The organism is Microvirga calopogonii, assembly GCF_003347665.1.
Classification (GTDB): domain Bacteria; phylum Pseudomonadota; class Alphaproteobacteria; order Rhizobiales; family Beijerinckiaceae; genus Microvirga; species Microvirga calopogonii.
On the sequence record NZ_QDGA01000004.1, the window covers coordinates 215,800 to 228,733 of the forward strand.

The following is a 12,934-nucleotide window of genomic DNA, read 5'->3' on the forward strand; positions in this document are numbered from 1 at the left end:
TCCGTCGGACAACCTGATCTGTGAACACCAGGCGTGTGTTCAGGGGAAGGGGCGCAATGTCAAAGATTTTGTCCCGCTTCGCGTAAGCGATGTCAGGTCGACATCGGACCATAGTCGGCTTCCAGACCATGGTCCAAGGTGTGCTTGAGACCATCATCGGACCGATGGGCCAGACCGCGGAGTCGGACCTCAGGCCGTATAGTTAAAAGTCCCTTAATTTGCCCAGAATGTGTCCAGGTGCCGTCAACATTGCGGCGACGACTTGGAGGGGACGACAATGGTGAATCTGGTCAAGCACGATCTCGAGTACATCCTGAAGCAGATCAAGATCGCAGAACGGCACGCTGCCGGTGAGGATTTGAGTGCACTTGTGGCGGAGGCCGGAGGTTTCGATCCCAATGCCGCCACCACGCCCACTCAAGCTCACCTGCTGCCTTATGGACTTCGCACCGTCGACGGCACGTACAACAATCTCGTCGAGGGACGCGAGACATTGGGCGCGGCCGACCAGCCATTCCCTGAGATGTCGAACCCCGATTACCTGAACGAGGGGGACGACTCGATGATGTTCGGCACGCCTACCAACCCGGTATGGCTGACGAACAACAATTACACGCCTGGATCGGCCACGGGCTCCCCAATGCTGCAACCAGGAACCGTCGTCGATGCGGATCCGCGCCTCATCTCGAACCTTGTGGCCGACCAGACCTTGAACAACCCCGCCGCGATCAGCGCGGCGTTGACCTATGCCGGCATTGAGGGCGCTGCCCAGATGACCGCGATCGCGCAGATCCAGGCCGCCCGCGCGGCGATCGCGCAAGCCGTTCAGACGTCAAACACCACGTCGGGTGGCATTCCGGCGCTCGTGACAGCCAAGGCTGAGGCCCAGACCGCTGCCACGACGGCCAGCAATGAAGCCGCAAATGCTCAGGCGGCGGCGGAAGCCGCGCAGGCGGCGCTCGCGACGGCAAACGAGGAGAAGGCCGGCGCACAGCTTGAGGTCAACGAAACCTTTGCTGCCTTCAACGCCCTGCTCCTCGACGGCATTCCCACCGACCAACAGCAGGCGGAATACGATGCGGCGCTCTCGGCCTTCGTTTCGGCCCAGGAAACCCTGAACACCAAGACGGCCGCCGCGGATGCACTCGTAACGCCGGCACAGAATGCCGCGACTGCCGCGCAGGCGGCCGCGACGCATGCGGCTGAGGCAGCAACCGCGCTGCAAGCCGCCACGCTGGCTCTCACGCAGGCTCAGACCCAGGCCCAGTCCGACTCTGCTGCCGTCACGACGGCCGAGACGGCCCTGAGCACTCTCCTGACCCAGCTCGGCATCCAGATGGACGGCAACACCGTCCTGATCCCGAACGTCGCTCCCGACATCGGCGACTCCGCTCCCTACAATTCGCTGTTCACCCTGTTCGGGCAGTTCTTCGACCATGGCCTCGACCTGATTTCCAAGGGTGGCAGCGGGACGGTCTATATCCCCTTGTCGCCGGATGACCCGCTTTACAATCCGGCGACCCCTCACACCAATTTCATGGTGATGACACGGGCCAGCCGCGACGCGGACGGAGATACCGTCAACGTGACCACGCCGTGGGTCGACCAGAATCAGACCTACACTTCGCATGCCTCGCACCAGGTCTTCCTGCGGGAATACACGACCGACGCGAGCGGCAAGACCGTTGCCACCGGCAGGCTGCTCGACGGCGATAGAGGGCTTGCCACCTGGGCCGACGTCAAGGAGCAGGCGCGCACGATGCTCGGAGTCGACCTGACCGATGCCAATGTCGGCAAGGTGCCGCTGCTGCGCACAGACCCTTACGGCAACTTCATTCCCCACCCTCAGACGGGCTTTGCGCAGGTCATCGTTGGCCTCGGCCCTGACGGTATTCCGAACACTTCCGACGACGTCGTGATCTCGGGCACGCCGGACGCGCCGGTGAGCCTCGTGAACGCCGTCCTGACCGGACACGCCTTCCTCGACGACATCGCGCACGCGGCGGTGCCTGTCATCGTGGGCGGCGTCCTTCGGAACGACGGTGACAGCGCCGTTGGCTATGCGAATGCGGACGGGAGCACGACCGGGCTCGTGAACTCGCGCGGATCGAACACGGCCTACGACAATGAACTGCTCGACGCGCACTACATCACGGGCGACGGCCGCGGCAACGAGAATGTCGGCCTGACCGCGATCCATCACGTCTTCCACTCCGAGCACAACCATCTCGTCGAGCAGGTCAAGTCGGTGATCCTCTCCGGCGGGGACCTCGCCTTCCTGAACGAGTGGCTGCGCGTCCCCGTCTCGTCGATTCCCACGGATCCCGCAGCCATCAACGGCCTTCAGTGGGATGGTGAGCGCCTGTTCCAGGCTGCCCGCTTCACCAATGAAATGGAGTATCAGCACCTCGTCTTCGAGGAATTCGCCCGCAAGATGCAGCCCGACGTGGACGCCTTCGTGTTCGAACCGTCGGTCGACATCAATCCGGCGATCTTTGCGGAGTTCGCCCAGGCCGTGTACCGCTTCGGCCACTCGATGCTCAACGAGAATATCGATACGATCGACGCCAACGGAAACCCGTTCTCGATGAAGCTGTTCGACGGGTTCCTCAATCCGCTTGGCTTCGGAGCGACCGACGCCAACGGCAACGTGACCATCGATCACGAGCAGGCGGCCGGCGCGATCATGCGTGGCATGTCCCGACAGCACGGCAACGAGATCGACGAGTTTGTCACTCATGTGCTGCGCAATCAGCTCGTCGGCATCCCGCTCGATCTCGCCGCCTTGAACATCGCCCGTGGCCGCGATCTCGGCCTGCCGTCCCTGAACGAGGCGCGGGCGCAGTTCCACCAGATGTCCGGGCAGGACTCTCAGCTCAAGCCCTATGTGAGCTGGACCGACTTTGCCCTCAACCTGCAGAACTCGCTGTCGATCATCAACTTCATCGCGGCCTATGGAAAGCATCCCTTGATCGAGGCCGCGACCACCCTCGATGCCAAGCGGGCAGCGGCGACGCTGCTCGTTCTCGGCGGGACCGGCGCTCCGGCGGACCGTCTCGACTTCCTGAATGCCACAGGTGCCTGGACCGCCCAGAATTCGGGCCTCAACGATATCGATCTTTGGATCGGCGGCCTCGCCGAGAAGAAGATGGACTTCGGCGGCATGCTCGGGTCGACCTTCTCCTTCGTTTTCGAGGCCCAGCTGGAAGCCCTCCAGGACGCCGACCGGTTCTACTATCTCTCCCGTGTCCAGGGGCTGAACCTCCTCAACGAGCTCGAAAACAACTCGATGACGGACATCATCATGCGCAACACCGACCTCGGCGACGAGGGCCGGACGGCGCTTCCGGGAGACATCTTCGCCACGCCCGCTCACACTCTCGAGATCATCCGGTCGAAGCAGATCGCGGCAGACCCCGTTTGGGACAATCCCATCCTCCAGGCGCTCACGCCGCTGGTGGTGCGCAAGGATATCGACGGCGACGGCGACGATGATGTCCTCGTCTACAACGGCACAGACCATGTGGTCATGGGCGGTTCCGCCGAGGACGACTATATCGTGGCTGGCGAGGGTGACGACACCGTCTGGGGTTATGAGGGCAACGACACCATCGAGGCCGGCTACGGCGTCGACATCATCCATGGCGGCAAGGGCGACGACATCATCACCAATGCCGGCACCGATATCGGCATGACCGACAAGCTGCACGGTGAGGAGGGCAATGACGTCATCCAGGGCGGCAGCGGGCTGGCACTGCTCTTCGGCAACCAGGGCCAGGACTTCCTGATTGCCGGTCCGGATGGAAAGCAGCTCTTCGGCGGAACGGGCAACGACTTCCTGCTTGGCGGCGACGGCGGAGACTTCCTGCTCGGCAACGAGGGGGACGACTGGATCGAAGGTGGTGCGAGGTTCGACGTCATTGCCGGCGAGAACTCGGAGCTGTTCTTCAATTCCACCATCATCGGTCACGATGTGCTCAATGGCGGCGCCAGCGATACGGACTACGATGCCGAATCCGGCGACGACATCATGTTCCAGGGCGAAGGCATCCAGCGTAACAACGGCATGGCTGGCTTCGACTGGGCCATCCACAAGGGTGACGCCACCGCGGCGAACTCCGACCTCGGTATCCCGATTTTCGACAACCAGGAGGCATTTATCCTTCGCGACCGCTTCGATCTGGTCGAGGGTCTGTCAGGCTGGAAACACAACGACATTCTCACCGGGCGCGTCGCAGCCGTGAACACGAGGGCCGAGGCAACCGGAACGGCTGCCATCCCGGGTCCGAACTCACCGCTCGAATCCTTCTCCAACGACCTGTTGCAGAAGAACGTTCATCTGATCGATGGTCTCGATCAATTGGTGGCACACCGCACCCGGATCCCGGTGGTGGATGCGCAAGGCAACCCCGTCCTCGACAAGGACGGCAACCCCGAGCTGATCGTGCTCGATACCTCGCAGGCGGCAGACATCATCCTCGGCGGTGGCGGCAGCGACACCATCAAGGGCTTTGCCGGGGACGACATCATCGACGGCGACAAGTGGCTCAACGTACGCATCCGGATCGTCAAGGACGGCGTCACCTACACGGCTGACGGGATGACCGAGAAGGTCTACCTCGAGACCGATTACGCCTATGGCGCTCCGAAGACCGGTGCAATTGCCCAGTTCGGCGGCAAGACCCTCGACGCCCTGATGCTCAGCGCAACCCTCAACCCGGGTCAGCTCAGCATCGTCCGCGAGATCGTCGACGGCGACCTGGACAACAGCGCCATCGACGTGGCGGTGTACGGCGACCTTCGGGCGAATTACACCATCACGAGCAATGCCGACGGCAGCATCACCGTCCAGCACGTGACGGTGACGGTCGAGACCGATCCGACCACCGGCAACAACCGGGTCTCGGACGGAACGGATCGCCTGTTCAACATCGAGAAGCTGCGCTTCGCCGACGTTGAAGTGAACGTGACCCCGCCGAAGCTGTCTCTCCATGCTTTCGATGCCGGCGGCAATCATGCGGACAACTTCACCACGGCGTCCTACAGCCGGTCTGACGGTTCCCGGCCCTGGGCGACCAACTGGATCGAGACGGGCGATGACGGCAGCGCCACATCGACCAACGGGCAGATCCAGATCACGAACGGCGCCTTGCGGTTCGACCAGGGTGATGGCGCCAGCATACAGCGCGGCCTGAACCTCGCGGGTGTTGCCACGGCGCGGCTGACCTACTCGGTCGCCGAGCAGGGGCTGGACAACGGCGAGCAGGTCGAGGTCTGGTTCTCCAGGGATGGTTCAGCCTGGACGCTGATCGAAACCATCGGTGGAAACACCAATGGTGGGAACCGGGGCTTCGACATCTCAGGGCCGTTCACGGCAGGTGCCGCGATCCGCTTCGTGGCCTCGGGCATCAACGCGTTCAACGAGTTCGTGAACATCGACAACCTGTCGGTCAACGTCCTGGTCCCGGCAGCCGCTCCGACGGTCAATTACGCGACCTCCTTCACCGAGGGCGGTGCGGCTGTGGCGATCGCAAGCAATCCCGGGATCGTCGATGATGCTGCGCAGATGGTGTCTGCCCGGATCGTGCTGACCAACGCCCAGGCAGCCGACGAGCTCAATGTCGGTGCATTGCCTGCAGGCATATCCGCGACCATCGACACTTCAGTAGCCGGCAGAATCACCGTGAACCTGGCGGGTGCGGCATCCCTGGCCGCCTATCAGAGGGCGATCCAGGCGGTGACGTTCGACAACGACTCGAACGATCCGGTTGCGGGCAGTCGCGTCATCCAGGTGACGGTGAATGACGGGCTCATGGACAGCAACGTCGCGACGACTACGGTCAACGTGATTGCGGTCAACGATCCAGTCAACGCAAACAACGACACCATCATCACCAACATTGTGAACGGACCGATCGTGGTTCCGGAATGGGTTCTGCTGTCGAACGACAACGATCCGGATGGGCCGGCGCTGGACATTACCTCCGTCAGTAACCCGAACGGCCTCGGCAACCTGTCGCTGACGGCGAATCCCGGCTCGGTGACTTTCACGGATACGGGTACCGCCGGCGGCTCCTTCACCTACACCGTCAGCGATGGTGGCAGCCCGGTCCGTACCGACACGGCCAGTGTCACGGTGACACGCGACACGAACCCGGTCGATGGTACGGCAGGAAACAACATCCTGATCGGTGATGGGGCCGGCAGCACCTTCGACGGGCATACCGGAAACGACACGATCCTGGCCGGTGGCGGAAACGACACAGTCGTTTGGAATGCGACCTCCACGACCATCTTCGGTGTCACGTTCGAGACCTCTCAGGATGGACGCGACTTCGTGGATGGCGGGGATGGTGTCGATACGTTCGATGTGAACGGAAGCGGCCTGTCCGAGACGTTCCGGGTGTATTCCCGCGATGCTGCGATTGCGGCGGGCATCACCAACCTTGTCGCAGCCACGGAGATCGTCGTCACCCGCACGGTGAACGGCAACACCTCCGTCATCGCCGAACTCGACAATATCGAGGAGATCGTCATCGGAACCCGCGAGGTCACGGTGCCGGGCGGGCCGGTCGGAGGAAATGCGGGCGGGAACGACACTGTCCAGATCATCGGTGATTTCACGGGAACCAGTCTGGCTCTGAACACCATCACGGTGAATGGAACGAGTGATGCCGATACGGTCGACATCTCCCAGCTCACCTCGGCGCACCGGATCGTGTTTCGCTCCAACGGCGGCAACGATACCATCATCGGTACGCTGCGGGAGCAGGACGTGATCGAACTCGAACCCGGCCGCAAGGCGGACGAGTACGAGTGGGAGGACAACGAGGACGGGACGACGACGATCACCTGCGGCGTCCACCGGGTGACCTTCCGGTGCGAGGGAGGACGCAGGCCGAACCTCTGCGAAGTCCCGCTGACGACCCAACCTGAGACCCCGGCGCAACCCGAGGTTCCGGCCAACCCGGAGACTCCCACGGATTCCACCCCGCCGACGAATCCTGTCACGCCGACGACGGAAAATCCGAGCAATCCGATCCCGATCTCCCCGACCCAACCCGAAGCACCTGTTGGCGTCGTTCTGAAGGGCAGCTCGCGGAGCGAAACTCTCAAGGGCGACGGCGGTAACGACCGATTGGACGGCGGAAGTGGCCACGACAAGCTTTATGGGAGTGACGGCAATGATCATCTGATCGGTCGAGACGGCAACGATCACCTCGACGGCGGCACCGGCAAGGACCGGATGGATGGCGGCAGGGGTAACGATGTCTACATCGTCGACAGCGCCGGCGACAAGGTCATCGAGCGCGCCGGCCAGGGTGTCGACACCGTCCGGAGCAGCGTGTCCTACTCGCTTGCCGGCACTCACGTGGAAAAGCTCGTCCTGACCGGTTCGGGCAACATCAACGGTACCGGCAACTCCCTGGACAACACCCTTACGGGCCGTGTCGGAAACAACGCCCTCAAGGGTGGCGCGGGCGACGATGTGCTCAGAGGCATGGCCGGCGATGATCGGCTCCATGGCGGAGCCGGTCAGGATAGCCTCAACGGCGGATCGGGCAATGATCTGCTGGTGGGCGGATCCGGCAACGACAGGCTGACCGGTGGTTCGGGTCGGGACACCTTCGTCTTCGAGACGAACGGCGGCTGGGATACGGTCACCGACTTCCGAAACGGTCAGGACAGGATCGACGCGAGATGCCTCGCTAGCGTGGACAAGGTGTCCGATCTGATTGTGATGCAACTCGGTCAGGACGTGATGATCTCACACGGTTCCGATGTCCTCGTCCTGAAAGGTGTCAACGCATCCGATCTCGACAACAGCGACTTCATCTTCTGATGCGGTTGGTCTGAGATCGTGATGGTCCCGCCGGGAGCGTTAGCCCCCCAAAATTCTCCCGGCGGGATTCTACACCAACGTACTGCTGCAACTTTCTCGACGTTGGAGCTGAGCACCGCACCTGGTGCAATCTTCCGAGGCTACGCCGATGACCAATCCACTCAAGGGCCGTCTCAGTATCATCGCTTCCTGCCGTGGCGCCTTCCTGGGTGTCGCGGTGCTGAGCGGCTTGATCAATCTTCTCTATCTTTCAGGCTCCATCTTCATGATGGAGGTTTACGACCGGGTCCTGCCCAGCCGCAGCATCCCGACACTGGTCGGTCTCTCCGTCATCATCGTCGTGCTCTATCTCTTCCAGGGTCTGTTCGACATGGTGCGTGGCCGGATCCTGGCCCGGGTCGGTGCCGCGCTCGACGAGGACCTGAGTCAAAAGGTGTTTCAAGGCCAACTTGCCGCTCCGATCAACGGCAAGGCCGAAGGCGACGGGCAGCAGCCTCTGCGCGATCTCGATCAGCTTCGGGCCTTCCTCGCCGGAGGCGGGCCGTCGGCGCTCTTCGATCTACCGTGGATGCCGCTCTACCTGTTCATTTGCTTTGCGTTTCACCCATGGCTCGGAGTCGTCTCTCTGGGTGGAGCAGCGGTCCTCGTCGCCATCACTCTCCTGACCGAGTTCTTCACGCGGGAGGCCTCAAAGGCTGCTGTCGGTGCCGCTCTGGTCAGGAACGGCATTTCCGAGGGAGCACGCCGAAACGCCGAGGTCGTCCACGCCATGGGAATGGCACAGCGGATCGGTACCCGCTGGGGCCAGGCCAATGCCACCTATCTGGCGTATCAGCAGAAGACATCCGACGTGGCCGGCGGCTTCGGCGCCATGTCGAAGGTTCTGCGGATGCTGCTGCAATCGGCTGTCCTTGCCCTCGGCGCTTATCTCGTCATCGACGGTCAAGCGACGGGCGGCATCATGATCGCCAGCTCGATCCTGACGTCGCGGGCCTTGGCGCCTGTGGAACTCGCAATCGCCAACTGGAAAGGCTTCGTGAGCGCCCGCCAGGGCTGGCGCCGGCTCAAGACTCTTCTCGAATCCAATACGCGCGGCGAAGCCCCTTTGAAGTTGCCTGCGCCACGATCCGTACTCTCCGTGGAGAATGCGGGAACCGGCGCGCCGGGCGGTCAAAGGTTCGCCATCCAGGACGTGGCGTTTCAACTGAATGCGGGAAGCGGGCTGGGCATCATTGGACCGAGCGCTTCCGGAAAGTCTTCCCTGGCCCGCATGATCGTCGGTGTCTGGCCGACATGGCGGGGCAAGGTTCGCCTCGATGGAGCCGCGATAGAGCAGTGGCTGCCGGAAGATCTGGGACGCCACATCGGTTACCTGCCGCAGGATGTCGAACTCTTCGCCGGAACCGTCGCGCAGAACATCGCGCGTTTCGATCCCGATCCGAATCCGGAGACGATCATCGAAGCTGCCAAGTCGGCCAACGTGCACGAGATGATTCTCCAGCTCCCGGACGGTTATGAAACGCAGGTCGGCGAGGCCGGTGCTGCTCTATCCGGTGGACAGCGGCAGCGCATTGCTCTTGCCCGCGCTCTTTATGGAAATCCCTTCCTTGTTGTGCTCGACGAACCGAACTCCAACCTCGACAATGAGGGAGAGCAGGCACTGACGGCCGCCATCATGAACATCAGGGCTCGGGGAGGGGTGGTGATCGTGATTGCTCACCGTCCCAGCGCCCTTGCAGGAGTCGACATGGTTCTCGTGATGGGTGACGGGCATGTGCAGACCTTCGGCCCCAAGGAGGATGTGCTGAGCAAGGTTCTGCGTCCTGTTCCGGCGACACAAGCGCCCGAACCGCGCGTCACAACCGTCACGCCGCTGAAAGTCGTCGAAGATTTGGGAGTTGCCTCATGAACCCCGCCAAGACTGCGAATGCCCGCATTTCCATCCGCCGTCATACGTTGCTCGGCTTGTCGGCCGCTCTCCTTCTCGTCGGCGGACTCGGCGGCTGGGCGGTGGTGACCGAGCTGTCCGGAGCCGTCGTGGCGCCTGGAGCCGTGGTGGTGGACAGCCACGTCAAGAAGGTTCAGCATCCGACAGGCGGCGTCGTGGGCGAGATCTATGCCCGCGACGGCGACCGGGTTCGAGCTGGCGACATCGTGATCCGGCTTGACGAGACGGTCGCGCGCGCCAACCTGGCCATGGTATCCAAAAGCTTGGACGAACTCGCGGCTCGCCAGGGGCGCCTCGAATCCGAGCGGGATGGGTTCAATGAAATCACCTTCCCCGCAGCACTCAGAAGCCGCCTTGATGAGGCCGATATTGTTGAATTGACCGCAAGCGAGAACCGCGTTTTCGAATCCCGTCGTGAGGCACGGGAGGGCCAGAAGGCGCAGCTCAAGGAGCGGATCGCGCAGTTGCAGGAGCAGATCGATGGCCTCGATCTTCAGGCGGCTGCGAAGGCCGACGAGATCCAGCTCATTCAAAGCGAGCTGAGCGGCGTCGAGCAGCTGTGGCGGAAGAACCTTGTTCCGATCACCCGTGTGACGGCTCTCAAACGGGAAGAGACGCGCCTGCGGGGTGAACGCGGACAGCTTATTTCGAACATCGCGCAGTCGAAAGGCCGGATCAGCGAAACGGCGCTTCAGATCCTGCAGATCGAACAGGATCTCAAAAGCGAGGTGTCGAAGGAGCTGCGTGAAGTTCAGGCCAAGATTGCGGAGCTGGTCGAACGCCGGGTGGCGGCTGAGGATCAGTTGAAGCGGATCGACATCCGGGCTCCGCAGGATGGATTCGTTCATCAATCGATGGTTCACACGGTGGGCGGCGTCATCAACGCCGGGGAACCCCTGATGATGATCGTTCCCGAGGCTGACGAGCTTTCGATCGAGGTGAAAGTGTCGCCGCAGGATATCGATCAGCTGCGGCCCGGGCTCGACACGGTGCTCCGTCTCTCCGCTTTCAACCAGCGGACCACGCCGGAGATCAAGGGCAGGGTGAGTCTCATTGCGGCCGATCTGGTGACGGATCAGCGCTCGGGCATCCAGTATTACCCGGTGCGTGTGGCCTTCGCGGACGGAGAGCGGGATCGCCTCGGCACTCTCAAGCTCATGCCCGGCATGCCGGTGGAAGGCTTCATCCAGACGGGTTACCGCACAGTCTTCTCGTATCTGACGAAGCCCATCGCGGATAACATGGCCAAAGCATTCCGCGAGGAATAAGGATGGCTCGAACCGGAGTCCTGCGGCTCCGGTTCGTCTGCCTGTCGGGCCGGTTCGTCTCGAATTCTGAAAATGGGGGTAATGTCTAAGCCTGCCGGCTGCCGTCCGTCCTCTGATGACCTTCGATGTAGGTCTGCAGCGATTTTGCCACATCGTCGATATGCGTTCTGAGGAGAGAACAGGCCTCTGCGATCTGCCCGTTCTGGCAGAGACGCACAAGCTCGGCATGCTCGGTCTCCGCGCGCTTCATGCCGTCCGTGAGGGAGAGTTGCAGCCGGGTGTGCCTGTCGCATTCCTGCAGGAGGTTGGCCACGATGGCCGATGTTCGTGGCTGCCCGGCGTGACGGTACAGAAGCATATGGAATTGCGTGTTCAGTTCCCCCCAGCGCCGGACGTGGTTTGCCCGAAGCTCCGCGCTGTATTCCTGGAGGATCTGGTTGAGCTTGTCATAGTCGTCCGAGGTCAGCTGTCGCGCGGAAGCCTCGAGAAGGCGAGGCTCGAGCAGCCTCCTCAACGCAAAAAGCTCCTGGATCTCTTCCGTGGAAAGCTCGGAGACGATGGCACCGCGGTGGGGGTGAATCTTCACCAGCCCCTCCGCCTCGAGCTGCATCAGGGCCTCTCGAACGGGGATGCGGCTCACGCCGAACTCGCTCGCCAGAGCATCCTGCCGCAACGGGAGACCCGCCTTGAATTCACCATCGAGAATCCGCTCCCGCAGGCTTTCAGCCACGGCAGCGGCAATCGTCCGATGCTGAAGCGACTTGAGCGCGGGTCGGGGAGGCGACTTGGTTTCGAGCGTCATGGACGGACTATCATTCAATTTGCAAGGCACGCATCCTTACCAGTGCCGAGAGAGTTTGGCTTGACAAGGTAGATTTTATACAATCTACAATGCTTCTACTCAATGTCCAGAGTGGGAGAAGGGCGAAATGGCCAGGATCGGTTGGGAAGGGGTCTTTCCCGCAGTGACCACCCAGTTCAAGTCGAACTACGACTTGGATATCGAGGCTACGGCCAAGGTGATCGACGGTCTTATCCGGGATGGCGTTTCCGGGTTGATCGTGTGCGGAACCGTCGGCGAGAACACGTCGCTCAGCCGTTCGGAGAAGGTTGCCGTCATGGAGGTCGCGAAGGATGTTTCCCGGGGCCGGGTGCCGGTGATCGCGGGGATCGCCGAGTTTACGACGGCCTTCGCGTCCGAGGTCGCCAAGGAGGCGGAGAGGGTAGGGCTCGATGGCGTCATGGTCATGCCCGCTCTGGTGTATTCATCAAAGCCTCATGAGACGGCTGCGCATTTCCGGGGCGTTGCCAAGGCCACCGACCTGCCTTTGATGGTCTATAACAATCCTCCCATCTACAAGAACGATGTGACGCCCGACATTCTGGCCTCCCTGGCCGATTGCGACACGATCGTCTGCTTCAAGGATTCGTCGGGCGACACACGCCGTTTCACCGATACGAAGAACATGGTCGGAGACCGCTTCGTCCTGTTTGCGGGCCTCGACGATGTCGTTGTCGAGAGCGTCATGCTGGGCGCAGCCGGATGGGTTTCGGGCATGTCGAACGCATTTCCCCAGGAAGGCGAGACGTTGTTCCGTCTGGCGAAGGCCGGGCGTTACGAGGAGGCGAGGGCGCTCTACGAATGGTTCATGCCTCTCCTCCACCTCGATGCCCGCCCTGATCTCGTGCAATGCATCAAGCTGTGCGAGGCGATCATGGCCCGTGGTTCGGAGCTGACGCGCCCTCCGCGTCTTCCCCTGAGCGCTCAGGAACGTGCCGAAGTCGAGGCGGTCATGGACAAGGCGCTGAAAAACCGTCCGGTCCTTCCCGATGTCGGGCTGAGATCCGCCGCCTGATTGAAACACGGCGAAGGGC

General features: G+C 62.2%; 5 protein-coding genes. 4 read left to right on the forward strand and 1 reads right to left on the reverse strand.

Going from position 1 to position 12,934, the window contains the following annotated elements:
* The first annotated feature begins 277 nt into the window (after positions 1–277).
* From DDF70_RS38685 to DDF70_RS06745, 3 genes are all read left to right on the forward strand, one after another.
* Positions 278–7,843: a peroxidase family protein gene (locus DDF70_RS38685; RefSeq protein ID WP_114944093.1), complete on the forward strand. Its 7,566-nt coding sequence runs from the start codon at positions 278–280 to the stop codon at positions 7,841–7,843.
* Positions 7,844–7,991: 148 nt separating this feature from the next.
* Positions 7,992–9,752: a type I secretion system permease/ATPase gene (locus DDF70_RS06740; protein ID WP_114944094.1), complete on the forward strand. Its 1,761-nt coding sequence runs from the start codon at positions 7,992–7,994 to the stop codon at positions 9,750–9,752.
* The gene (locus DDF70_RS06745; protein WP_114944095.1) at positions 9,749–11,059 is read left to right on the forward strand and encodes an HlyD family type I secretion periplasmic adaptor subunit; all 1,311 of its coding nucleotides are present in this window, start codon (positions 9,749–9,751) and stop codon (positions 11,057–11,059) included. The genes DDF70_RS06740 and DDF70_RS06745 overlap by 4 nt, the downstream gene beginning before the upstream one ends.
* A gap of 85 nt (positions 11,060–11,144) precedes the next feature.
* On the opposite strand, the gene DDF70_RS06750 is transcribed toward DDF70_RS06745, so the two are convergent.
* Positions 11,145–11,861: a GntR family transcriptional regulator gene (locus DDF70_RS06750; protein ID WP_114944096.1), complete on the reverse strand. Its 717-nt coding sequence runs from the start codon at positions 11,859–11,861 to the stop codon at positions 11,145–11,147.
* 127 nt (positions 11,862–11,988) lie between these two features.
* On the opposite strand from DDF70_RS06750, the gene DDF70_RS06755 reads away from it, so the two are divergent.
* Complete coding sequence (locus DDF70_RS06755) at positions 11,989–12,915, forward strand: dihydrodipicolinate synthase family protein (RefSeq protein ID WP_114944097.1); 927 nt, start codon at positions 11,989–11,991, stop codon at positions 12,913–12,915.
* Positions 12,916–12,934: the final 19 nt, after the last annotated feature.

Coding starts and splice junctions, on each gene's coding strand:
- DDF70_RS38685 (WP_114944093.1), top strand. CDS start 278: ATGGTGAATCTGGTCAAGCACGATCTCGAGTACATCCTGAAGCAGATC.
- DDF70_RS06740 (WP_114944094.1), top strand. CDS start 7,992: ATGACCAATCCACTCAAGGGCCGTCTCAGTATCATCGCTTCCTGCCGT.
- DDF70_RS06745 (WP_114944095.1), top strand. CDS start 9,749: ATGAACCCCGCCAAGACTGCGAATGCCCGCATTTCCATCCGCCGTCAT.
- DDF70_RS06750 (WP_114944096.1), bottom strand. CDS start 11,861: ATGACGCTCGAAACCAAGTCGCCTCCCCGACCCGCGCTCAAGTCGCTT.
- DDF70_RS06755 (WP_114944097.1), top strand. CDS start 11,989: ATGGCCAGGATCGGTTGGGAAGGGGTCTTTCCCGCAGTGACCACCCAG.